Genomic DNA, 24940 nt, shown 5'->3' on the forward strand with positions numbered 1-24940 from the left:
ATGGACAACGGTACAGTCCCTAATTGCCGGTTCCGAATAAGCTATATAGGACAACTAAGCTTTCGGTGCCTCAAGCGAATGGCCCTATGCAGAGGGGATGCCGGAAGTAAAGGTTCGCAAGAAAATTAGAGGAGGGATTGCATATGCAACGCGTCTCCAATGAGCAAGCTCGTAAACTTGTTGGCAAAACCATTTATGCGGTTCGCAAAGACGGCTCGGTACGGACGGGCAAGCTCGTCCGCGTCCATCAGAATAAGCTCTATTTGCGACCGGCCGGCAAAGATAAAGCAAAATCAGTCAAGACCAAAGCGATTCTGCCGCTCGTACTGTTTGATTTACTGGCAATCGGCACACTTCCGTTTGCCGGCGGCTTCGGCGGTGGCTTTGGTGGCTTCGGAGGTGGCTTCGGAGGCGGCGGCTTTGGAGGCCCTTATGGCGGCGGCTTCGGAGGCGGCGGCTTCGGAGGCCCATGCTGCCAGCCGGGATTTAAAAACTTTTATTAATAACTGCCGTTTTGCAGCCCGGGGGAGTTAAAAAGAGGTTGTCAATGATTTGATCATTTCATAGCATTGATAATCTGGCAGTTCACGGACGGTTTTATAGCCGAGCTGGGTATAAAGCCGCATTGCGCGGGGATTGCTGTAATCCACGAATAACCGGGCTGTTTTACATTTGTGAATCCGTCCGTATGCTTCCCCTTGTGCCATCAATTGGGTTCCCAGCTGTTTTCCCCGATGCTGGGGATGAACGGCGAGCATGTCGTAAAGCAGCGTCTCACCTCGTATATAGAGATGGACGAAGCCCATCGGCGTGCTCGTTTTTGTTCGTGCAGCGACGAAGGTGACGCCGTCACGAAGCCGCTTGGGCAGATCGCGGATTGCTTGCGCATCCCTGGGGGATGTCGTATAGGAAAGTGGGATCAGTTCCCTGATTATCAGGCGGATAATCTCGGGATCATCGGTCCGCGCCCGTCTACGTCTAATCAATGAGATCAACCCGCTTTCGGCCAGGCTTGAATTTGCAGCTGCTCATACCGGCTTTTATAATGCTTTACCATCTTATGTACGGACGCCGGGAATTGCTCCGCAGTGCAAGGATGGATTTCTTAAGTTTTTGCTTCGGCAGAAGCTTATAATGGTTCTTGACTAACCCAGTGCCGAAGCATATAATAAGCTGTAAGCAAGACGAAGCTCATCATATGATGCAAGTAATCGCTGGCACGAAGTATCGGGCTGGGCTATGTGTCGTCATGGATGATAAGCGTTATATTCCGGAAATATCGGAACGGCCAAGCAGGTTTAGTTCTGATATTCACAAAATAATGTATCTGCTATGAAGAGGACGAAGTGTTAAGGGCTCTTTTGCTCAGAGAGCGGACGGATTTGCTGCAACCGTCGCCAAAAACCCTTTCCAACGAGCTCACCTCGGAGCTGTTTCCCTGAAAAGCTTTCCCGATTGGATGATGATTGAAGCATCTTATAGTGGAGACCGTATTAGGGGAAATCGTAGGGCACACGTTAATGTGCCAGGGTATGAACGATGGCGTGCACGCCGTTCTTACCTGTTGAGGTTATTTGCTGCGAAGTGAATAACAAACCTGGGTGGTACCACGGAAGATATACCTTTCGTCCCTAGACGCTGAACAAGCGTCAGGGCGCGGAAGGTTTTTTTGTTTTTCTAGAGAGGAGGACGACTTAATGGTCGCTCAAAGTGCAACGCTAAGGTCAAAGGGAGAATTGATGGAAAGAATGAGTAAACCAGATGTCATTACCGGTTCGGAAATGCTGCTTCGCAGCTTGGTGCTTGAGGGTGTCGATTGTGTCTTCGGTTATCCCGGAGGAGCTGTATTGTTCATTTATGATGCGATGCATGGATTCTCGGATTTCCATCATCTGCTGACCCGTCACGAGCAAGGCGCCATTCATGCGGCAGACGGCTATGCGCGTGCAAGCGGTAAAGTCGGCGTATGTATAGCGACGTCGGGACCGGGAGCTACGAATTTAGTGACAGGTATCGCAACCGCGTATATGGATTCGGTGCCGCTTGTCGTCATCACCGGCAATGTAGCGACGAATTTTATCGGGACGGATGCTTTTCAGGAAGCGGATATTACCGGCATTACGATGCCGATTACCAAACATAGCTATCTGGTGCGCGACGTTAAGGATCTGCCCCGCATTATCCATGAGGCTTTCCATATTGCCAACACTGGCCGCAAAGGCCCGGTATTGATCGATATTCCCAAGGATGTATCCTCGCACAAGGCGATGTTCAAGCCTGTGAACGAAGTCAGCATCCGCGGCTACAATCCGACGGTTTCGGCGAAGAAGCCGCAAATTGACAAAATGATCAAAGCCATTGAGGAAGCGGAACGTCCGGTCATTCTTGCGGGCGGAGGGGTTGTATATTCCGGCGGGCATGAGGAATTGTATGAATTCGCCACCAAAGCGGGCGTACCGATTACAACGACGCTGCTCGGTCTTGGCGCATTCCCGAGCGGCCACGAGCTGTGGATGGGAATGCCGGGTATGCACGGCACCTTTACAGCCAATAAAGCTATCCAAGGGGCCGACCTGCTGGTTAATATCGGAGCGCGCTTCGACGACCGGGTAACGATGAAGCTCGACGGTTTTGCTCCGAATGCAAAAATTGTACACATTGACATCGATCCGGCGGAAATCGGCAAGAACGTTCCTACCGATATTCCGATCGTTGGCGATATCAAAACCGTGCTGCAGCAGGCCAACAAGGAAGTGAAGTATGCAGCCAAAGCCGATGCCTGGCGTGCGCATATTCAGCAATCCAAGCTGGATCATCCGCTGGGTTACGTCGATTCCGAAGTGGTGCTGAAGCCGCAGTGGGTTATCGAGATGATCCATGAGACGACCAAGGGCGAAGCGATCGTAACGACAGACGTCGGTCAGCATCAAATGTGGGCGGCGCAGTATTACCGTTTTAATCAGCCCCGTTCCTGGATCACATCCGGGGGCCTCGGCACGATGGGCTTTGGATTCCCGTCCTCCATCGGCGCCCAGATGGCGCATCCTGACCGGCTGGTTGTCTCCATCAATGGAGACGGCGGCATGCAGATGTGCGCGCAGGAGCTGGCGGTTTGCGCGATTAACAACATACCGGTCAAAGTGGCCATTATCAACAACCAGGTGCTTGGAATGGTTCGTCAGTGGCAGGAGCTGATTTATGAGAACCGGACCAGCCACATTGATTTGGCGGGCAGCCCGGACTTCGTAAAGCTGTCTGAAGCTTATGGAGTAAAGGCTTTCCGTGCGACGAACAAGGAAGAAGCGCGTGATGCCTGGATTGCGGCCTTGGATCATCCGGGACCGGCTGTTGTCGAATTTGTCGTCCGCAAAGACGAGAATGTCTATCCGATGGTTACGCAAGGATCGACGATCGATGATATGCTATTGGGGGATTCGGAATGAAGAAACATACAATCGCCGTACTCGTAAACGATCAACCCGGCGTTCTGCAGCGCGTTTCCGGCTTGTTCGGACGCCGGGGGTTCAATATTGAAAGCATCACCGTGGGAACAAGCGAGGAACCGGGCTTGTCCCGGATGGTCATCGTCACGTCTGGCGATGATCACACGCTTGAGCAAGTAACAAAGCAATTGTACAAGCTTATTGACGTTATCAAGGTTATCGATCTGAGCGCCAACCCTATGGTCGGCCGCGAATTGGCACTGATCAAGGTCAATGCCGAACCCTCATCCCGTCCGGAGATTCTCGGAGTGGTGGATACGTTCCGGGCAGCTGTGGTAGATATTGGCACAAGCACGCTGATGGTTCAGGTTGTCGGCGATACCGACAAGATTGACGCCATGGTAGAGCTCCTGAAGCCTTACGGTATCCGCGAGCTGTCACGCACTGGCGTAACCGCTATGATCCGCGGCAGCGCCAAGTAGTAGAAGAAGCTAAACATGAACCGCCATTTTGGGCGGGAGTTAAAGCGGGGGAGCTCGGGATAGCAGCTTTATTCCGACCATCCCTCCTTTAACACCCGCTCAAAAGGGTCAAATTAAAGGAGGCTTTATTATCAATGGCAGTTACATTGTATTATGAAAAAGATGCAGACCAAAGCGTTCTGCAAGGTAAAACGATCGCCGTTATCGGTTACGGCAGCCAAGGACATGCGCAAGCACAAAACCTGCGCGACAGCGGTTTGAAAGTGGTTATCGGTCTTCGTTCCGGTAAATCGGCTGACAAAGCTAAAAACGACGGTTTTGAAGTGTTATCCGTAGCGGAAGCGACGAAAATCGCTGATGTCGTACAAATCCTGATGCCTGATGAAACGCAAGCCAAAGTGTACAAGGAAGAAATTGAACCAAACCTGAAAAAAGGCGCGGCTCTCTTGTTCTCCCATGGCTTTAACGTTCATTTTGGACAAATTATCCCTAATAAAGATACCGATGTACTGCTCGTCGCTCCTAAATCGCCGGGCCACATGGTTCGCCGCACCTATGTAGAAGGCTTTGGAGTTCCAGGGCTTATCGCAATCGAGCAGGATGCTACAGGCAATGCCAAAGCAATCGGCCTTGCATATGCAAAAGGTATCGGCTGTACCCGTGCAGGCGTTATCGAAACATCTTTCCGTGAAGAGACCGAAACCGACTTGTTCGGTGAGCAAGCGGTACTTTGCGGAGGAGCAAGCGCACTGGTTAAAGCAGGCTTCGAAACGCTGGTTGAAGCCGGCTACGCGCCAGAGATGGCTTACTTCGAGTGCTTGCATGAGCTGAAGCTGATCGTCGATCTGATGTATGAAGGCGGACTTGCTTCCATGCGCGATTCGATCTCCAACACTGCTGAGTACGGCGACTACGTTTCCGGCCCTCGCATTGTAACAGATGAAACGAAAAAAGCGATGAAAGCTGTTCTGGAAGACATCCAAACCGGACGTTTCGCCCGTGACTTCATCCTTGAGAACCAATCCAACCGCGCTATGCTGACGGCTACACGCCGCAACGAAGCCGAGCATCCAATCGAGGTTGTCGGCGGACAGCTTCGTGAATTGATGCACTGGATCAAGAAGTAATCGACTGTTGAATTAGCTGACGGGGAAAGAAGGCTGCGTCGTTTACGCTATATGAACGGCGGGCTTGTTTTTCTTCTTAAATACGGTTGCATCTTATCCCGGATTATCGGGACGCTCCCCGCACTGCCTGCCTGGCAAATGGGGGGGGAGTCTCGCCATCCGGGATCATTCCGTTCATGGAGGTGTACGACTTGCGTAAAATTTATGTATTTGATACGACGCTTCGCGATGGCGAGCAATCACCCGGTGTGAACCTGAACACGAAAGAAAAGGTCGAAATCGGCCTGCAGCTGGAAAAGCTGGGCGTCGACCGGATTGAAGCCGGTTTTCCTGCCGCCTCTCCAGGCGACCTGGAGGCTGTTAATGCGGTTGCGCGCGCCGTTAAGAACGCGACAATCATCGGTCTGGCCCGTTCGCGGGAGCAGGATATTGACGCGGTCAAGGAAGCGTTGAAGGGCGCGCAGGATCCCTGCATCCACTTGTTTCTGGCTACGTCGCCGATTCACCGCAAGCACAAGCTGCGGATGGAGAAGGAGCAGGTGCTGGAAACTGCCGAGAGAGCGATCCGTTATGCGAAACAGTATTTTGATAAGGTGGAATTCTCCCCGGAGGATGCCGGCCGCACGGAGCTTGATTTTCTCTGTGAAGTAACGGCGATGGCCATTCGCGCCGGTGCGACGGTCGTTAATATTCCGGACACGGTGGGCTATATGAATCCGTCCGAATTCGGCCATATATTCAAAACGCTGAAATCGGAGGTTCCGGGCATCGAGAAGATTCAGCTGAGCGCGCATTGTCATGATGATTTGGGAATGGCAACAGCCAATGCGCTGGCGGCGATTCTGAACGGCGCCGATCAGATTGAAGGCACCATTAACGGAATTGGCGAGCGTGCGGGCAATACCGCAATCGAGGAAGTCGCGATGGCGCTTGCGACGCGCGCTGATTTCTTCCAGGCGAAGACGTCGCTCACGCTGAGCGAAATTGCCAAGACGAGCCGTCTGGTCAGCAAGCTGACCGGCATGGTCGTACCGGGCAACAAAGCAATCGTGGGAGCAAACGCGTTCGCGCATGAATCCGGGATCCATCAGGACGGCATGCTGAAGGAGAAAACGACCTACGAGATTATTTCGCCTGATATTATCGGCTTGAAGGAATCCAAGCTTGTTCTTGGCAAGCACTCCGGACGGCACGCCTTCCGCGAGAAGCTTATCGATTTGGGCTATGATCTGGACGAGGAGTCCGTGAACAAGGCGTTCGCGAAATTCAAGGATCTGGCCGATAAGAAGAAGGATGTCAGCGATGAGGATATTCGCGCGCTTCTTGAGGAGAAGCTGGTGGATACGCCCGAAGTCTTTACGCTGGAAACGATCCAGGTCAGCTACGGCAACCAGTCGGTGCCAAGCGCCACTGTCCGTATCAGCATTGAGGAGCGCGGTGTAAGGGAGCAAAAAGCGGAGGGCAACGGCTCCGTCGATGCGATCTACAATGCGATTGACGCGGTGACCGGAGAAGTGGTCGAGCTGGAAGACTACTCGATCAAGTCTGTTACACAGGGCAAGGACGCGCTTGGCGAGGTCCATGTCGTGCTTGGTCAGGAAGGCGTATCGGCGCAGGGCCGCGGCCTGAGCACCGACATTCTGGAAGCCAGCGCACGCGCCTATATCGATGCGCTTAATCGTTTGATCGATAAACGCAAGTCGCCGGGCCGGCGCGATAAGATGAGCCTGATTTAAAGCCGGAGTCCGTAATTATAGCATGACCGCAAACAGAGAACGCCTCAGCCTCCCCTTTGATTGGTGGAGCTGAAGCGTTTTTTTTCGGTTCTCAGTCAGAATATATAGCATTTGATGTCCGCCTGTCTTTGTTTTTTCCCCGCTTAGGTCTATGAACCCATGCTATAATGGGGGTATATATGTTTTGGGAGGATCGTAAAGCGGATGCTATTTGTTTGGATCGCGCTGTGGACCACATCTGCCTTGCTGATGGCAACCAACCGGAAGAGCGTCGCCGTTCGCTGGCTCAGTCTGGTCGCGTTCTGTGGCGGGACTGGCGCACTGGCCTCCAATTTTGATGGCTGGATTTTGGCCTGGCTTGAATCCGGGCTGATCAGTAACGATCGTGAGAAGCTGCTGCGCATTCTTCAGCGGGGCTGCTCCTGGATAAGCTATTATGTTCTGCCATACGCATTTCTTTGCTTTGCTTCCGCCTATCATGTGGGGGCGATTCCATTCTCCTACGCCAGGAAGCTTCCAATCGCAGCGCTGCTGTTTCCCGTGGGGATGCTCGCGGTTCCGGTAACCTCGAATACCCCTGTCCATTTTGGACTTTTGGCGATATGGGCAATTCCCTATTTGATTCTGGGAGCCGTACTGCTCCTTATGAAGCGTGACCGTCATCCGGCTGATCGGCGAGCGCATGCGGTGATGATGGCCGCGGTCCTTCCAGCGGTCCTGATTGCGCTGTTTATGAATTATTTGCTGCCTTTATTCGGCGTTTACGGCATGTGGCGTTATAATGTGTGGCCAATCGCCTTTGCATTTGTTGTTTTTATAATAGCGTTGTTTAATTTTGGTTTTCTTGGGGTTCAGCTTCTTATTGAGCGCAAAAGACTGGATTTCTCGCTGCGGGCGATTACAAGCGGCACAGCCATGCTCAATCACGCCATCAAGAATGACATTGGCAAAATCAAGCTGTTCAGCGACAAAATCGCGCGGGCGGCTGAACCGGATCAGGAGCTGCGGGATGATATCCGCGTCATCGGTTCTGCTGCCGTGCACATCGAGGAAATGATCCGCAGCGTGCACGAACGCACCCAGGAGCTCCGGCTGCAGCCGGAGCAGATCAGTCTTGCTCCCCTGGTTCGCGAGCAGTTGAAGGCGCTTAAGCCTCGGCTCCAGGGCAGGATCGTTCTTCATGCCGACTATGATGAGGGAGCTGCTGTTCTGGCTGATCCCGCACAAACGGCTGAGGCGATCAACAATGTGCTGTCCAACGCGGTTGAAGCGATGCCGGAAGGCGGAGAGCTCAGAGTGAGAGTGATTGGCGGAAAGCGCGGCAGCACCATTGAGGTACGCGACAGCGGCGTGGGAATCGAAAAGCGGCATCTGCGCAAAGTCACAGAGCCCTTCTTTACGACGAAAAGCGGCAAAGCCATGAATTTCGGGCTTGGTCTGGCATACTGCAGCCAGCTGATGCATCGGCAGGGCGGCGAACTGAAATTGCAAAGCGAGTCCGGCAGGGGAACTGTAGTGTCCTTCCATTTTCCAGCGATTAAACAGGCAAAAGGAGCATGGCGATGACAGATGTTAACCGCATACGAGTGATGATTGTGGAAGATGATCCCGATTGGCGCAGAGGGTTGGCCGCCTACATTAACAGTCAGCCTGACATGAGTACGGTCGCGGAGGCGGATACGGCGGAGAATGCACTGCAGCGTGCGGGTGAGGTGAACCCGGATGTCATCCTGCTTGATATTATGCTTGCCGACAGCCCTGATGGGCTGAGACTTGCAGGAGAGCTCCCTTTGTCGTCGGATGCGCGGATTATTATGCTAACCTCTATGGACGATAAAGCATTCGTTGTGGAAGCGTTCCGTGCCGGGGCGGTTAATTACCTGGTCAAATCGGATTTCTCGACAATCCCCGAAGCCGTCCGTAAGGCGGCAGCCGATCACTCGTCGATTGATGCCTCCGCAGCCCGCCAGATGCTGGAGGAGTTCCGGCGCCTGAAGCGTCTAGAGCGGGAATACGAGGTGGATAAGTTCAAGCGGCAGGTTACTCCCTCAGAGCTGCAGCTGCTATCCATGATTCACGAAGGATACAGTCAATCCGAGATTGCGGAGAAGGAATTTCTGTCGCTGCGTACGGTCAAAAATCATGTAACCAATATTTTGCGCAAGCTGGGCGGCAAAAGCAGCAAGGATGCTGCCCAAAAAGCTAAGGACATGGGGTTGTTCTAGAGACTGCATAGAACTGCCCAAAGCTGATTCCACGAAAGCAGAAGCAAAATAAGCCCGTTTACTCTTAACTGCCCGGTTATATGCTTATGCGTAACGCCTATAAAAGTCATAGCTTTAATATCTTTGTCTTATGCGCGGAAATATGGTACAACTGAACATAGACTGAGAATCATAATCAAAAGGGCTGTCAGCTTCGGCAGCGAACGCATCGCGCCCTCAAGAGCGGCAGCAGCCCCATTCAAAGGAGAGTTCATTACCATTATGGCAGACGTGAAAAAAATAGCGGTCATCGCGGGCGACGGAATCGGACCGGAAGTTGTAGCCGAGGCGCTTAAAGTATTGAAGAGAACCGAGGAGCTGTTTGGTTACCAGTTCGAAACCGAGCATGGCTTGTTCGGCGGTATCGCCATCGACGAGAAGGGCACTCCGCTGCCTCAGGAAACGCTCGACATTTGCAAGGGGGCCGACGCAGTGCTGCTTGGAGCGGTTGGCGGACCCAAATGGGATAACAATCCGAAGGAGCTTCGTCCCGAAACCGGACTGCTCGGCATCCGCAAGGCGCTCGGCCTGTTCTCCAATATTCGTCCGGCAACTGTATTTGACTGCCTCAAAGAAGCTTCTACATTGAAGCCTGAAGTGCTTGAAGGCACAGATCTGATTGTTGTGCGCGAGCTTACCGGAGGAATTTATTTTGGCGAGAAATTCCGCCGCGAGGGTGCAGGCGGCGAAGAAGCCGTGGATACTTGCGTATACAATGTAACGGAGATTGAGCGCATTGTCCGCCAGGCGTTCGAGATTGCCCGGACACGCCGCAAGAAGCTGGCATCGGTCGACAAGGCGAACGTACTGGAAACCTCCCGCCTGTGGCGCGAGGTTGTGAACCGGATCGCCCCTGACTATCCCGATGTGGAGCTGGAGCATGTTCTGGTCGATAACTGCGCAATGCAGCTGCTCCGCCGTCCGTCAAGCTTCGATGTTATTGTAACGGAAAACATGTTCGGCGATATTCTGAGCGATGAAGCGGCGATGCTGACCGGTTCAATCGGTATGCTGCAATCCGCATCCCTGGGCGAAGGAAGCTTCGGCCTCTATGAGCCGGTACATGGTTCTGCGCCTGATATTGCGGGACAAGGCATTTCCAATCCGATCGCGACTATTCTTTCCGTTGCGCTGATGTTCAGACTGACCTTTGACTATAAGGATGCTGCGCAATCGATCGAGGATGCCGTTGAATCCGTGCTTAACGCCGGCCACCGCACGGGAGATATCGCGGTTGATAAAAGCAAGGCGATCGGCACCGTTGCCATGGGCGATTTGATTATTGCCGCTATGAAGAAATAATTTATAATAATTATTAAAAAGTAATTATTTCATTCTTGACTTTGTTACAAAGTGATGTTAGGATTTTAAACAGGGCAAGAATTCTTTAGGCGCATGCAATTCCCAAATCCGGTCATCCGTACCAATCGGGACTGGGTGAAGGGAGGCGCCGAATAATCAAGCGCAAGCTTCCCGGGGCTGACTACCGCACAAGCGGAAGTGGTCAAGGGAAGCAAAAGCGCGAAAAAAACTTAGGAGGTATTCACAAATGGCAGAACGTTTGGTAGGTCGTCCGGCTCCTGATTTCTCTTTGGAAACCGTGACTGGAAATGGACAAGATTTCGGCAATGCATCCCTTGCAGACTACAAAGGCAAATGGTTAGTGCTCTTCTTCTATCCTTTGGATTTCACTTTTGTGTGTCCGACAGAAATCACTGCTCTTAGTGAAGCAGCAAGCCAATTCAGCGAGCTGAAAACCGAAATTCTGGGTGTCAGCGTAGACAGCAAACACAGCCACCGCGCTTGGATCAATACACCTGTTAACGATAACGGTCTTGGCAAATTGAACTTCCCTCTTGCCGCAGACATCACGAAAAGTGTTGCCCGTGACTACGGCGTCCTGATCGAAGAAGAAGGCATCGCGCTTCGCGGCCTGTTCATCATCGATCCGGAAGGCGAAATCAAATATCAAGTCGTTAACCATAACGATGTAGGCCGCAGCGTTGAAGAAACGCTTCGTGTTCTGCAGGCGCTGCAATCCGGCGGCTTGTGCCCGATCAACTGGAAACCAGGCGACAAACATCTGGTTGCGAAATAAATTTTTCCTTTATTAATCAATAAAACCCGGCAGTCTCCGTGAGACTGCCGGGTTTTCGCCGTATTCCCCACCTGTGGCAAACGAAGGCCGGTCAAGTAGGGCGGGTATTAATCCGCAGTCAAGCAGGAATTATAAACATAGGTGACGAATACCTTTATAAAAGTTTAAAACCTGATTCTTACAGATGTTCAATGTGGAGTAAGGAGGGAGACTGTCATGAGTTTCTGTTGCGGTGCAAGCATGATTGGCACAAACGGTACGTTAAAACATTTTCGTACACATATTCATAATGTTCCTATTTTATTCTGTCCGGTATGTCATCGAGTGGAAATTCATCATATGGTTGAGAACGAATATGAAATCTTGGCTGAATATGCCCACGGCGACGGTGCTTCCGAAGTCGATTTTCTTGAATATGTGGAGCAGGACAATGTCACCCTGTTCGAGAACTGCGTAAACAACGAGGACGAGGATCCCATGGACGTCGTACAAAATCAGATCGATATGGCACTTGATCTGCTCTGCTTTGCTAAACAAATTTCTGATGAAGCTTGGCAAACGGAATTGAAACGAAGGCTGGGAACGCTAAGCCAGCGGCGTAACAAACTTCGTAAGCGGCGGACATCTGAAGGATATTGTTAACGGTTTACGCCTCCTTGTCAAGGGGGCTTTTTTCTTTGATAAGGCCAGGTTGTTGCACCCCCTCAAGACAGAGGATCAGCACGAAGCATGTAAGGTGAGGTGGAATGGTTGCTACTCGTCGTATTCAAACGATTATTCGGCAAACACGGGGCCGGCTTGCCGCCGCAGAAGCACGACAGGGCCAGTCCCGAGACGATGGTGGAGCTTATCCGTTCCGGTGAAGCTTCGCGCGATGAATTCATCGCTGCCTATAAGCCGTATATCGCTAAAGTTACGAGCCGTTTTTGCAAAAGATACATAGATCCCATGCGGGATGATGAGTTCAGTATTGCGCTCAGCGCCTTCAACGAGGCGATTGAGCAGTTTTCAAGCCAGGCAGGAAAATCGTTTCTCGGCTTTGTCGAAACGGTGATCCGGCGCAGGCTTATTGACTATGTGCGAAAAGAACAGCGCCATCACTTATGTGTACCCTACAGCGCTTTTGATAGTTTGGATGAAGAGGGACAAAATGTAAATCCCATTGAACTGCGGGAATCGGTTCACCGCTATCAGCTTTCTCAAGAAGCGGACTCCAGGAAAATGGAAATTGCTGAATATAACCGCAATTTGCAAATGTATGGCATTTCCTTTATGGATTTGCCGGATTTATCGCCTAAGCATACAGATTCCCGGCAGATGCTGATTGCTATTAGCTGCAGTCTGGCTACGGATCCAGGGATGTACATGACATTAAAAACGACCCGCAAGCTCCCGGTTAAAGAGCTTTGTGAGGTTTCCGGAGTTTCGAGAAAAACCATTGAGCGGAACCGCAAATATCTGATTGCACTAGCTGTGCTGCAGCATGGGGACTACCCTTATCTCCAGCATTATTTGGAGCCCGTTCTATCATCTTACAGGGAAGCAGCGCCGTCGAAGGGAGAGAGAGTATGAATCGCGGAATCATAATGGAGGTAGGCAAACGTCATTTGATCGTGCTGACGCCTGACGGCTCATTCTATCGGGTGCCTTTCAAACCGGATGCATCCATCGGCGAAGAGATAACTTTTCCGGCGAGTGCCAGACGGAATCGTCCGCGCAGCATATACCGCTTAAGCGCGCTGGCCGTCGCGCTCACCCTTCTTCTTCTCATACCTTTGCTGCTGATACCCTTCAAGGAACATTCGGCTGTGGCCGCATATTTGACGATGGATATCAATCCTAGCCTGGAGCTGGGAATTGACGAGAGCGAGCGCGTGATTGAGCTTCGCGCCCTGAATCAGGCGGGAGCTGCTGTCATTACAGATCTTCCCTTCCGTGATTTGCCTCTGGAGCAGGTGACGGAGTCGATCATGGAGCGTATTCAAGCCAGGCCTTATTTTGCAAATCATGAAGGCAATATTGTCATTACAAGCATTATGATGAGGCAGGATGACGACGTATTCTACGAATCGCTGCTGACGCAGCATATGGATGAAGCCGTTCAAAAGGCGCTGGCCGAATCCTCTCTCCCAAGCGAAGCCCATGTTGAAGTGACGACGTTGTCTGCGCCGAAGGAAGTGCGGGATGAAGCCAATGAACAGGGGATATCTACCGGAAAAATGGCTGTTTATTTGCTGGCCAAGAGCCAGGGGCATGAGGTTACCGTAGAAGAATTGAAGAAACATTCGATTTCCCACACCACGGAAGACTGGGGAGGAGTCAAAGCGGTTGTCGGTGATACGGAGAAGGTTCAGCCTGATCAGAACAAGAAACAGCTCCAGGAGCTGCTGAAGCAGGAGAAGGATTTGCAAAGCCAGGTGAAAAATACTGCGTCTGATCAGTCGCAAACGGCGGATAAGGAGAAGCAGCCCGGAACAAGTGAGAAGGATGCCGCGCCCTCGGGAATTAACAAGGATAAGAAAGAAGCGGCTGCCAGCAAGGATTCCGGGGATAAAGAACGCTCCGCTAGCAAAGCGAATACCAGTAAAACTTCACCAAGGAAGGGGAGCGAGGTAAATACGGCGCTGCATCCAAATGAGGCTGAAGGGGCACTTGCAGATAAGAAGCATCCCATCCCGAAAAGGCATGATAAGGATAACCCCAATCAGAACCAGGATAAGGTTAATAACCAGCGCGGCAGCAGTAAAAACCAGGACAGCAGCCGGCATCGCAGCAGCGATAACCGGGACGGGCTGAATAATAGAAGCTATGGGACCACAAGGGGCGGGAATCTGCAACATCAGCAGGAGCGCTCCCGGGACGGCCAATCGGATTCCAAACAAGGACGCGGGCGGGAAGAGTCAAAAGACACTTCCAAAGGCCGCGATTTTGACGCAAAAGGGAGAAGAATCCAAGGAGGCGCCGATGATCGGCGATCAGGTGGGAACAAGCAGTAATAACCAGAATATTACAGGAATATCACGGAATAAGTGATATTTACCACAATATTACAGATTAGTCCCGGAACAGGGACGAAAGCTTGGGTATATTGTTCCTTTTTGGAACAGCGTATTTCGACAGTATCTCCTGTTGACACAAAATAGATGATATCTCTATGATTAGTATAGGCATATCCCTACTTGGAAGCAGACCAGGAATAATTGGTTTAACGAAGTGGAGGCGATATCGTATAGTGGAAATGTTCCATTTTCGCGGGACGGCCGATGTCATCATCGCACGTCAGAGAGGAAGGGGCATTGCAAAAGCGATCGGCTTTGGTCTCGTTGATCAGACGATTATTGCGTATATCATTTCAGAATTGGCAATAAAGCTGAATGCATTCAGTGAGAAAGGATATATGGGAATACGAACCATCGCCGGATGCAGAGAAGAATCGGAGCTCGGCATCGAAGTGCGGCTGTTTGACCAATTTCATGGACTGAGCCGGGGCCAAATAACCAATGTGGAGAAGCTCGTCGATGATATGGATATGATACGTGATCGTGCACACGGGACTGTGATGACGTTTCGTAAATGGCTGGTCTCTCCGCTTCATATCGATTAACCGATTTGTGCTGCAGGAGAGGGGTAGAACATGCAAGCAATTCGAAAACGCTACTTTCCGGCTCTTGCCGAGTATATTCGCAGCGGCAGCGAGGCATCACTCTTTCAAGCGACCGAAATAGGAAAATTGCTGCATGGCATTCATCCGGAGGACATCATCGCGATACATGAGGAATCCATGCAAACGCTGGTGGCGAATGTGGAATCTGAAGAAGCGCTTCAACTATACAGCCGGTCCTTTATTTTCCTGATTGAGCTGATGGTCGCCTTCAGATTCCGGCTGCAGCCGGACGAGACTCCGGAGCAGCGCTTTAATGAAATGCGCGATATGCTGCTGAGTTCCCATCGTTCATTTCGGATGGTCAAAAATAAATACGAGAATGTGCTGCAGCACATGGACAGCGGCATTGCGATATTTGACAGCGATGGCATCCTGTCCTTTATTAATTTGCAGATGGCCAAGATGCTTGATATTCCCCGCAAAACACTCATCGGTTGCAATCTTCGGGAAATTCTGGCCAACTCGCAGCTGCGGCGGGGCACCAAACGTATTTTGATAAAGCTTTACAAGGAAATGTTTCTGAGAAGAAGCCGTTATATGGAGTTTCAGGATTCCAGCGGCCGCCATATGCTGGTGACGGTTACATACGGGGATCAGCTGGATGGCGATTATTTGTTCAGCGTGAAGGATGTAACGGAGTATAAGCAGATCGAGCAGAGCGCTTACCAGAATGATAAATTGGCGATGCTGGGCAAGATTGCGGCGGCGATCGCCCACGAGATCCGCAATCCTCTGACATCGATCCGGGGCTTCATTCAGCTTCTGCGCCCACATTTGCTGCAGCTTGGAAAAGAAGAATATGCCCGGATTATATTGGCTGAGATCGATCGGGCTAACGATATCATTTATGAGTTTCTTAACTCCTCCAAGCCGTCTGCTCCCATGAAACAGAATATTCCCATCAACTCGCTGCTTCGGGAAGTGATTTTGCTGTGCGAAAGCGAAGCGCATATGAAGGGCTGCCAAATCCAGTTTGAATCCTATGATGAAGAGCTCACGGTATCGATTGATGTGAAGCAGATCAAGCAGGTTATTCTGAACATCGTGCGCAACGCCATGGATGCCATCGAGGAGATGAAAGACGAACGTTCGGGGTTGATCGATATTGTGACTATGAGGGATGGCACCTATGCGGAAATTACGATACGCGACAATGGACAAGGGATGGATCATACGACGAAAGCAAAGCTGTTTGAGCCCTTTTTCACAACAAAGGCAGCCGGTACCGGTCTGGGTCTTTCGGTGAGCTACCGGATCATCCGCAACCATGGCGGGACCATACGGCTATCCAGCAACAGCGGCGTGGGAACGGAGTTCAATATCTATTTGCCATTGGTGGAATAAACGATTAGAATCGGGTTATAAACTTGGTTCTGGGTATGTACTCAGTAATCGGTTCAACCCGATTTTTTGCATACAAAAAAAGGAATATGAATAATGAAAGCGGTGATTCGGATGAGTATAAGGTTTACATATGCGGCACAGGAAGCAGAATTCGATACGATTGTCTGTTTCGTGAGCCGGGAAGAGTTGCGTGCGGAGGAGGCAGCGGATGGCCAGTGGGTTCATCCCCAGCTTGATGAATCTCTCAGAACGCATTTTCATAGCAAACTATTCAACGCGGAGCCCAGGGAGACGCTTTGTCTGGCTACGCTTGGACTTCTTCCGCAAGCCTATGTTATTTACGTCGGCGTGCCGAGTACGGATCTGAACGCTGATAGTCTTCGTGATGCTGCAGCGGCAGCCGCGAAGTCGGCTAAACGGGTGAAGGCTGTTTCTGTCCGCCAGATTCTGCCCGGAGGAATCTCTATCATTACTCAGGAATCTATGGTTATAGAGTTTGCGCAGGCCTTGACGGAAGGCTACCTGCTTGGCAGCTTCAGCCGCAAGTCGGAGAAGAAGGACGAGGAGAAGCGGCAGTCGACGCTTCAGACCGTCAATTATACGCACGCAGGCTCGCAGTCGCATGCAGCCGCTTCCTGGGATGCAGGGATACGGCGCGGCACGGTATTCGCGGAATCAGTTGGCTATGCGCGCGACCTGGTCAATCTGCCGGGCAATAAGCTTACCCCCGAGATGCTGGCGGAAGAGGCGGAGGCCCTGGCTTTGACGCATGGTCTGGATTGTGAGGTTCTCGATGAATGGTCCGCAGCGGAGCAGGGGATGGGGGGACTCTTGGGCGTCGGACAGGGAAGCGCCAATCCGCCAAGAATGATCGTACTTCACTATACCGGTGCTCCACAGGACAAGGATGTCTGGGGTCTTGTCGGCAAAGGCATTACCTTCGATACCGGAGGGATTTCGCTCAAGAAGCCGCAGGGAATGGAGGCTATGATCTCCGATATGGGAGGCGCCGCGGCTGTGCTCGGCGCTATGCGGATAATTGGCGAGCTGCAGCCAGCGGTTAACGTGGTGGCTGTAATCCCTACTGCTGAGAATATGCCGTCGGACCGCGCGTTCAAGCCGGGCGATGTGATCAAGACGATGAGCGGTCTCACCATTGAGGTTGTCAATACCGATGCCGAGGGCCGTCTTGTACTGGCAGACGGATTGACCATGGCTATCCGCCGCGGAGCAACGAGACTCGTCGATGTGGCTACATTGACAGGCGCCGTACTGGTCACGCTGGGCAATGTGGCTACGGGTGCCGTGACCAATGATGAGACCCTGCTGCAGGAAGTGATGCATGCGTCCAAGAAAGCAGGCGAGCGGATCTGGCAGCTGCCCGCATATCCGGAATTCCGCAAGCAGCTGGAGAGCGATGCAGCGGACATGAAGAACAGTGGCGGCCGGTTCGGCGGCGCCAGCAGCGGTGGATTGTTTATCGGGGCTTTTGCCGAGGAGAGGCCTTGGGTGCATCTGGATATTGCCGGAACGGCGTATCTGGATCGTGAGCGCTCCTGGGAGTCCAAGGGTGGAACAGGCGTGATGGTGCGGACGCTCGGTGAGCTGTTGGTGTAAAAATTTTGACAGTGGTGTTAGCAGAAATACAGTCGGGCCAGTCATCCAGAAGGGGATAAAACACCATGTCATTTTGGCTTCATCTCATTTCGGTTTTTCGCCGAAAGAAGCTGTCCGACCAGCGTAGAGGTCTGCTAACCTCGATTATGGAAGGAATTCCGGCCACCATTATCGGCAATTTGCTGGGCGGCCCTATGTTAACGATTTATATTGTCTTCCTGGGAGGCAACTCGGAGGATGTCGGTCTGGCCGTTGCGATCCCGCAGCTGGCCAATCTGGTGCAATTGGTGGCCGCATTCTCGATGCAGCGCTTTAACAACCGCCGGCTGCTGCTCACCGTCTTTGGCATAACCCACCGGATTATTTGGGTAGCCACCGGATTCATTCCTTTCTTCGTGACTGAGGAGCTGCGCGTTCCTGTATTTATCGGGATGTTCCTGGTGTCCTTCGTAAGTGCGTCCACAAGCGGTATGTTTTTTACCTCGATGATCGCCGATATGGTGCCGATGAAGGTGCGCGGGCGTTATTTTGGCATCCGCAATACGATCCACTGGGCATTTGCCAGTATTTCGCTGCTGGTTGGCGGTCAGATTCTTGATCATTTCAACGAGCAAACCGGCTTTGTCATCTTGTATGCTGTCAGTGCGGTTTGTACGGTGTGGAATGGAATTGAGCTGTGGCGCTATCCGAACCTGCCCTTCGAGCGGTCGATGGAGACAAGCTCCGCAGCGCTGTTTCTCAAGCCGCTGAAGGATTCGGCTTATATGCGGGCAGTAGTGTTTATCGCATTGTTTATTTTGCTGCAAAATGTGGCTATTCCGTTGTTTTCCTTCGTGATGCTGGAAATTCTGGATATCAGCAAATGGAGAATTACGGTGATCACGACGGTTCAAATGATTGCAATGATGTTTAGCTATTATTATTGGGGCACACTAAATACAAGATTCGCCACGCGCACACTGCTGCTCTGGACGCTGCCGATTATTTCGGCTTCCTGCATGCTGTGGGCGGGCATCGAGATTTTGCCTGCGCTGCTGGTGCTGATTATTGTTCATTGCGCGCTTGGATTTGGCCTCGGCGGATACAACCTGCTGGTATTCAATCTGATCATTGGCGACACGCCCAAATCGGATCGTCCGATGTATGTGGCGGTTTATTCCGCGCTTACCGGCCTTACCGGCTTCATCGGGCCGCTGGTTGGCGGCTATATCTACAACTGGATTGATGAAAGCCCGTTTTGGCTGCAAAGCTATGGCATCTCCTTCCTGTTTGGAGCGGCCATGCTCGCGTTGTCGTTAACAGTGGGACCATTGGTATTTCGTACGCGGCGAGGCCTATAACCCCTAGTTTGGAGGCGATAAGTGATGGGAATGGAATTGGATCTTGCTCAAGGCAGAAGGGATGACGAGGCATTACGGGTCCCGCCCGGACAGCGGCTGACGGCGGGATTCCCGGTATTGCATTACGGCGAGGTGCCTTATTACCGGGATATGAGCAAATGGGATTTGCGGATATTCGGCTTGGTGGATGAAGCTGCGGTTATTCCCTACAGCGACTTTATGAAGCTGCCGATGAAGGAATTCGGCAACGATATCCATTGCGTTACCACATGGTCCAAGCTGGACAATGTGTGGGAGGGCGTACCGGTGGCAGCGGTAATGGAGAAGGTAAAGCTGAGGCCTGAGGCGAAATTTGTCATGCTGCATGCGGAGCATGGCTGGTCGACGAATTTGCCATTGGAGGATTTTATGCGGGATACCTCTTTCCTGGCCATCCGTCATAACGGGGAGCTGCTGACGCCGGATCACGGTTATCCGGTGCGGATGGTCGTACCGCATCTCTACTTCTGGAAAAGCGCAAAATGGCTGCGCGGCATCGAGTTTATGGCCGAAGACAAGCCGGGCTTCTGGGAGCGCAACGGGTATCACATGTATGGGGACCCTTGGAAGGAACAGCGCTACGATTTTGAGTGAGAATAACTCTTCAGCCCTAAAAAGCGTCAGCACGCGACCTCTCCTGGAGGGGGCTGCACTGATGCTTTTTTGAACGTTGGATGGAAGCGTTTATCCACAAAAAACTTCATAAATTCCCGTGAGAGGAGACGTGGTTTCTAGCAGTCCCAAGGATGATTCAGCTTTTTACATGCTCTCAATATTTCTCAGCGGAAGGATTGACAATAGTAACTGTAACAGTTATAATTACAGTATGCCAGACAATACCAGACGGGAATTCAGCATCATGCTGTGAGTCGTCAAATTGTCTAGACAGGTGTAACTTAGTTTGTTACAGATTGTTAGTAAATTTCACGATGGGTGGTGTTGTAGATGACATTTGAAATAAGCGATTGGGTACAGGCGAATACGAGCAACGGAGAATTGATTCATGGTTATATTGAATCCATGGACGGGCAGCAGGGAATAGTGAAGCTGATGGTAGTTAAATCCGATAATGAAGAAGCAGTTGGGAAATCGATCACGGTTCGTGAGCATGGCCTGAAGCGTTTACCGGTAGCCTCGTTTGACGATGTCGGGCAAATACTGAACCTCATCGACTTGGCTCTTTCAACGCATGACGAAGCCTGGTTCACGGAGCTGACCGCGAAGCTGAAACCAGCCGAACAGAACGCTCAGGAAAGCCGCAATTTTCCCAGAATCCATACATCCTTTACCAACCGTCTCGGGCTTTATGACATCAAATAAGGACCAACGGTATGGTAATAAAATAACCTCAAACTAGTCAATCGTCAAGTATTATACTTGGCGATTTTTTTTGTGTCTTCATTTGGGGATACTTTACAGACGACTCCCGGCTTTTTCAATTTTGTGCTATGTTAGGAAGGCCCGAAAAAAAGCGGCATACGAACCAGGATATTTCGGCGCATATTTTTACGAGGAGGTCCAATATGGCTTTTTTGAAATCCGTTTATATCGCAATAACGGGGCCTTTCCGCAAAAGCATCCGCAATAAGCTGATCCTGATCATGGTGGTCCTCACGGTGCTGCCGGTTATCATTGTGACGCTGCTTGCAACGGACAACACGAGGGCTTCCATGGAGGACGAGGTGCTGGCATCGAATCTGTCACGAATCGGATGGACCGGGGATTATCTGGAGCAGGAGCTGTCCGGGCTCAACACCATTGTTTATACGATCTTCATCAGCCCTGCCCTTAATGAATATCTGCGTGTACTGGATGAAACCAGCAATGCGAGCTTGTACGATGTGCAAAAGGAAGTCATTGACACGATTACCTCCGTCTCTTATTCGGCGAATGAGAATTTGTTCGATATCCAGCTGTATATGCTGAAGAATCATAAGCAGTTCAAGATCAGCATGATGCAGACGGCGATCAAAACGCCGCCTCATATCCCGGACATGTATTTGCGGATGATTGCCGGCAAAGAGGATTATCTGATTCAGAACAGCACGGAAACCCCAGGCTATTTTGAGCTGACCCGGAGCTTGAACCGTTTTGAGACGAAAGAGCAGCTGGGTTTTGTCACGCTCAAGGTGAACTGGAAAATAACCGCTGATGCCATGGACCTGATTAATCCGGGTCTTGAGAGCACGGTGTTCATAGCCGATCAGGCCGGCAAAATCATGTTTCAGCCCAGCGGCACACAGAAGCAGGAAGACGTGGAAGGATTGCTGCAGCAGATGGGCAGCGGTCCGGGCTACCTCAAAACCAAGGATAATTATGTCTTCTACGATACGCTCGATCCCTGGGGCCTGAAGCTGGTCAAAATGATTCCGATGTCCCAAATCAATCAAAGCGCCAGAACGACGCTGCAATACGGGTTGATTGTCGGCGCCGTGTCCATTGTCGTGTCCCTGGCGATTGCCATTATTATGGCCTGGACCTCGTCCAAACCGATTGTGAAGCTGGCCCGGTCCATGCAGAATCTGAGCTTCATGAAGGATGAGAATATCTCGCCTACCAAACGGGTCGATGAAATCGGGCTGCTGGAGCTCAAAATGTACAATATGTCACAGCGGATACGGGATCATATCAAGACGGAGTACAGCATCAATCTGGAGAAGCAAACAGCGCAGCTGAAAGCGCTGCAGGCCCAAATCAACCCGCATTTTCTGCAAAACACGCTGCAGCTTATCGGCGGAATGGCTTTCTCGCAGACGCCGGACCGCCTGTATGCGGTGATCAAGGCACTGAGCGATATGTTCAGATACGTCATCCGCGAGCCGAATGAATGGGTGGAGCTGGAGAAGGAATTTAATCATCTGCGCAATTATCTGTTCATTCAAGGCCAGCGGTATCCCAACCGGATTGTGACGCAGATCGCGGTGGAGCCGGGCCTTGAGATCTGTCAGATACCGAAGCTGATTTTGCAGCCGATCGCCGAGAATGCCTTTATACACGGTTTTGATCTGAAGTCGTCAAGCTGGACATTGACGGTGAAGGCCGCCAGGTACGGACAGGGGATGCTTATTACCGTTCAGGATAACGGGAAGGGCATGAGCGCAGAGAGGCTGGACAGGGTGAACCGCAAGCTGCAGATTGATGCGGATTCAATCGGGACAAGCGGTGATCATATCGGGCTTAGCAATGTGGCAGCGCGAATCAGACTGCATGATGGCCCTGACTATGGCGTCACGATGGAGAGCGTTCTGGGCTTGGGAACAACGGTAAGAATTTATTTGCCAATGACGGAAATGGGGGAGAACTAAATGATCAGGGCGATTATCGTGGATGACGAGCAGTGGACAAGAGATATTATCAAACGGTTCGGCTCCTGGCAGGAGCTTGATATGGAAATTGTAGGCGAGGCTGAGGATGGGCTGGAGGCTGAAAGGCTGATTCAGATGTTTGCTCCGCAGCTTGTCATTACCGATATGCATATGCCGGGCGCAGGCGGCGTGGAGCTGCTGAAATATTTGAACGAGAGCCATCCGGAAATCAAAATTATTGTGGTCAGCGGCTACGATGATTTTGAGTTTACCAGGCATGCCATAAGGTATAAGGTCAACGAGTATCTGTTGAAGCCGATCGATGCGGCGGAGCTCAACCATGCCCTGGGCAAATGCAAGGCGGAGCTGGAAGCCGAGCCGGCAGGATCAGGCGGATATGTTCCTTTCGACGCCGATATTCTTCATTTGATCAAACGGTACAAGCTGCTCTTGTCCGTTCATTACCATGAGCTGAATGAAGAGGGAATCAGACATGTGCTGGATGCCTTTTTGCAGGAGCTTCAGTCGGCGGGATATAGCGATAAAACCTGGATGAGACAGCTGTACCAGGAATTCCTGTCCCATCTCAAGGAGCTGATGGTGAGCAATTCCGTTGAGCTTGGCCAGGTGGAGTTTGATTCAGAGCTCATGCTGCCCGGTCTTGAAGGGATGGTCCAGCAGCTGGGCGAGCGTTATTTGACCTCTCTGCAATTGCTGATCCAGCAGCGGAAATTCCGCAATAAGCTGAATCTGGATGAGATCAAAACCTTTATCGATTACAATTTTGCCGAGTCGATCTCGCTGGAGAAGGTTGCCCGCTCATTTTTTGTATCGAAAGAGTATTTAAGCAAAATATTTAAGCAGGAATTTGGACAAAATATGACGGATTACGTGCAGCAGGTGCGAATGATAAAGGCAAAGGAATGGATTCTTCAGGGGATCCCGATCAAGACAGTGGCCGAGATGTGCGGCTATGAGGAGCTGGGATATTTCTACAGAGTATTCAAGAAACAGCATGGGATTGCCCCGGGAGAATTGCGCAAAGGAACGCATGAAGTTTAATAAAGTGCAAAGAGAAAGGATAATTCCGTCCAATTAAACGCTTTCATTTAAGTATTACAATGAAACCGTATTCAAATCAGGTGTCAGGGAGGTCTTCACAGATGAAAAAAGCATGGAGTATTGTACTTAGCACGGCTCTGTCTGTCGGTCTGTTGGCAGGATGCGGCAGCGGTGGCGGCACAAATAACAATACGAATGGTGCAGCAGATGGAGGCAATGCGAACGCAGGCAAGCCAAAATCGGTCACACTTAAATTTTTTATTGGCCAGCCCCGCTTCAAGCAGCAATACGAGGGTTACATCAATGATTTTGTAGCCAAAGAGAAAGCGGAAAAAAATGTGGATATCAAAGTTCAGCTGGAAATGCCGAACTCGGATAACGCTCCACAAATTTTGAAAACGCGTATGGCATCCAATGATGCCCCGGATATTTTCAGCCTTCACGCGGTCAATGAGGCACCTTCTTTCTACAAGGCCGGATACCTGGAAGATCTGACGAATCAGCCGCTTGCCGACAAGCTGCTGGACAGCGTCAAGCCTTCTGTAACGATTGATAATAAAATTGTAGCTGTTCCGATGGAATCTCTGGCATGGGGCTTCCTCTACAACAAGAAAATCTTCGCAGACAACGGCATCACGCCTCCGACAACCTTGACGGAAATGAAGGCGATCGTCGAAAAACTCAAAGCGAAGAAAATCACGCCGTTCCTCCTCTCCTATCAGGAGGCCTGGATTCCGCAGCTGTTCCTGCCGCTTTCGGTAGGCGCGCTTGTCAGTACGGATCACAAGGATTTCATCGACAAGATGAATAAGGACGAAGGTTCTTTTGCCGAAATGAAGGATATGTTCAACATTATCGACCTGGTTAATGCGAACGGTACGGACAAAGCGATGGAAGTTAACGGAGACGACGGCGCAGCAGCGTTTGCAGCCGGCAAAGCGGCCATGTGGATCCAAGGTCCATGGTTCGCCGATACGATTCTCAAATCCAAAGCTGATTTTGATTTCGGCGTTGCGCCGCTGCCGGTTAACGATAACCCGGATGCAACGAGAATCGATCTGAGTACGTCAACGGCACTGGCTGTATCGCCTTCAAGCAAAAATAAAGAGTACGCGCTTGATTTCCTGAACTATGTACTGGATGACAAGACTTCCAGCGCATTTTATGAAAGCTTGAAATTCAATCCGGTTGCCAAATCCCATACGTTTGAAACGTATCCTTGGGTAAATGATGCCATGGTCTATGTGAAAGATGGCAAATCCTATCAGGATCCGGTTATGCCGCAAGCCGTTAAGGATGAAGTCGGCAAAGCGCTGCAAAGCTATTTTGTGAAGCAAATGTCGCAGGATGACGTGATTAAAGCGTTGGATAAAGCCTGGAAGGACTTCAACAAAGTAAACAAATAAGCCAATCCGCTGC

22 protein-coding genes are annotated in these 24940 nt (G+C 51.2%); 21 read left to right on the forward strand and 1 reads right to left on the reverse strand.

The features are described 5' to 3' along the window. Nucleotides 1–143 precede the first annotated feature (143 nt). On the forward strand, nt 144–503 hold the full coding sequence (locus tag ACFOLF_RS26845) for a hypothetical protein (RefSeq protein ID WP_210045489.1): 360 nt from the start codon (nt 144–146) through the stop codon (nt 501–503). A gap of 27 nt (nt 504–530) precedes the next feature. Here the strand turns inward: ACFOLF_RS26845 and ACFOLF_RS26850 are convergent, their stop codons facing one another. Next, a complete protein-coding gene (locus tag ACFOLF_RS26850) occupies nt 531–986 on the reverse strand; it encodes a GNAT family N-acetyltransferase (RefSeq protein ID WP_210045490.1) in 456 nt (151 codons plus the stop codon). A 711-nt stretch (nt 987–1697) separates the two neighbouring features. Between ACFOLF_RS26850 and ilvB the strand changes: the two genes are divergently transcribed. From ilvB to ACFOLF_RS26950, 20 genes are all read left to right on the forward strand, one after another. Beyond that, entirely contained in the window at nt 1698–3443 is a 1746-nt protein-coding gene (gene ilvB / locus ACFOLF_RS26855) for a biosynthetic-type acetolactate synthase large subunit (RefSeq protein WP_210045491.1), read from the forward strand. Beyond that, nucleotides 3440–3925, forward strand: coding sequence for an acetolactate synthase small subunit (gene ilvN / locus ACFOLF_RS26860; protein ID WP_210045492.1), 486 nt, complete (start codon nt 3440–3442; stop codon nt 3923–3925). The genes ilvB and ilvN overlap by 4 nt, the downstream gene beginning before the upstream one ends. A gap of 134 nt (nt 3926–4059) precedes the next feature. Then, nucleotides 4060–5052 carry a ketol-acid reductoisomerase gene (gene ilvC, locus ACFOLF_RS26865; protein WP_210045493.1) on the forward strand — a complete coding sequence of 331 codons (993 nt, stop codon included), beginning with the start codon at nt 4060–4062 and terminating at the stop codon, nt 5050–5052. 191 nt (nt 5053–5243) lie between these two features. Beyond that, nucleotides 5244–6788 (forward strand): 2-isopropylmalate synthase, encoded by a 1545-nt coding sequence (locus ACFOLF_RS26870; RefSeq protein ID WP_210045494.1) that lies wholly within the window; start codon nt 5244–5246, stop codon nt 6786–6788. A gap of 204 nt (nt 6789–6992) precedes the next feature. After that, a complete protein-coding gene (locus tag ACFOLF_RS26875) occupies nt 6993–8354 on the forward strand; it encodes a sensor histidine kinase (RefSeq protein WP_210045495.1) in 1362 nt (453 codons plus the stop codon). Further along, nucleotides 8351–9013, forward strand: coding sequence for a response regulator (locus ACFOLF_RS26880; protein WP_210045496.1), 663 nt, complete (start codon nt 8351–8353; stop codon nt 9011–9013). The genes ACFOLF_RS26875 and ACFOLF_RS26880 overlap by 4 nt, the downstream gene beginning before the upstream one ends. A gap of 261 nt (nt 9014–9274) precedes the next feature. Next, complete coding sequence (leuB, locus tag ACFOLF_RS26885; protein ID WP_210045497.1) at nt 9275–10354, forward strand: 3-isopropylmalate dehydrogenase; 1080 nt, start codon at nt 9275–9277, stop codon at nt 10352–10354. 247 nt (nt 10355–10601) lie between these two features. Next, a complete protein-coding gene (locus tag ACFOLF_RS26890) occupies nt 10602–11150 on the forward strand; it encodes a peroxiredoxin (RefSeq protein ID WP_210045498.1) in 549 nt (182 codons plus the stop codon). A gap of 216 nt (nt 11151–11366) precedes the next feature. Continuing rightward, the gene (locus ACFOLF_RS26895) at nt 11367–11792 is read left to right on the forward strand and encodes a hypothetical protein (RefSeq protein WP_210045499.1); all 426 of its coding nucleotides are present in this window, start codon (nt 11367–11369) and stop codon (nt 11790–11792) included. 99 nt (nt 11793–11891) lie between these two features. Further along, nucleotides 11892–12722 (forward strand): RNA polymerase sigma factor SigI, encoded by an 831-nt coding sequence (gene sigI, locus ACFOLF_RS26900; RefSeq protein ID WP_379112925.1) that lies wholly within the window; start codon nt 11892–11894, stop codon nt 12720–12722. Next, the gene (locus ACFOLF_RS26905; RefSeq protein ID WP_210045500.1) at nt 12719–14146 is read left to right on the forward strand and encodes an anti-sigma-I factor RsgI family protein; all 1428 of its coding nucleotides are present in this window, start codon (nt 12719–12721) and stop codon (nt 14144–14146) included. The genes sigI and ACFOLF_RS26905 overlap by 4 nt, the downstream gene beginning before the upstream one ends. Nucleotides 14147–14382: 236 nt before the next feature. After that, nucleotides 14383–14754 (forward strand): hypothetical protein, encoded by a 372-nt coding sequence (locus ACFOLF_RS26910; RefSeq protein WP_210045501.1) that lies wholly within the window; start codon nt 14383–14385, stop codon nt 14752–14754. A gap of 30 nt (nt 14755–14784) precedes the next feature. Further along, nucleotides 14785–16158 (forward strand): ATP-binding protein, encoded by a 1374-nt coding sequence (locus ACFOLF_RS26915; RefSeq protein ID WP_210045502.1) that lies wholly within the window; start codon nt 14785–14787, stop codon nt 16156–16158. Nucleotides 16159–16251: 93 nt separating this feature from the next. Next, on the forward strand, nt 16252–17775 hold the full coding sequence (locus tag ACFOLF_RS26920) for a leucyl aminopeptidase (RefSeq protein WP_379112923.1): 1524 nt from the start codon (nt 16252–16254) through the stop codon (nt 17773–17775). 65 nt (nt 17776–17840) lie between these two features. Next, nucleotides 17841–19115 (forward strand): MFS transporter, encoded by a 1275-nt coding sequence (locus tag ACFOLF_RS26925; RefSeq protein WP_210045503.1) that lies wholly within the window; start codon nt 17841–17843, stop codon nt 19113–19115. A gap of 24 nt (nt 19116–19139) precedes the next feature. Next, a complete protein-coding gene (locus tag ACFOLF_RS26930; RefSeq protein WP_379112919.1) occupies nt 19140–19748 on the forward strand; it encodes a sulfite oxidase-like oxidoreductase in 609 nt (202 codons plus the stop codon). Nucleotides 19749–20099: 351 nt separating this feature from the next. Then, a complete protein-coding gene (locus ACFOLF_RS26935; protein ID WP_210045504.1) occupies nt 20100–20474 on the forward strand; it encodes an IDEAL domain-containing protein in 375 nt (124 codons plus the stop codon). A gap of 203 nt (nt 20475–20677) precedes the next feature. Beyond that, entirely contained in the window at nt 20678–22459 is a 1782-nt protein-coding gene (locus tag ACFOLF_RS26940; RefSeq protein ID WP_210045505.1) for a sensor histidine kinase, read from the forward strand. Next, a complete protein-coding gene (locus tag ACFOLF_RS26945) occupies nt 22460–23521 on the forward strand; it encodes a response regulator (protein ID WP_210045506.1) in 1062 nt (353 codons plus the stop codon). It abuts the gene before it with no gap. A gap of 101 nt (nt 23522–23622) precedes the next feature. Next, the gene (locus ACFOLF_RS26950) at nt 23623–24927 is read left to right on the forward strand and encodes an ABC transporter substrate-binding protein (RefSeq protein WP_210045507.1); all 1305 of its coding nucleotides are present in this window, start codon (nt 23623–23625) and stop codon (nt 24925–24927) included. The last annotated feature ends 13 nt before the right edge of the window (nt 24928–24940 follow it).

The organism is Paenibacillus sepulcri (assembly GCF_042647105.1).
Lineage (GTDB): Bacteria > Bacillota > Bacilli > Paenibacillales > Paenibacillaceae > Paenibacillus_Z > Paenibacillus_Z sepulcri.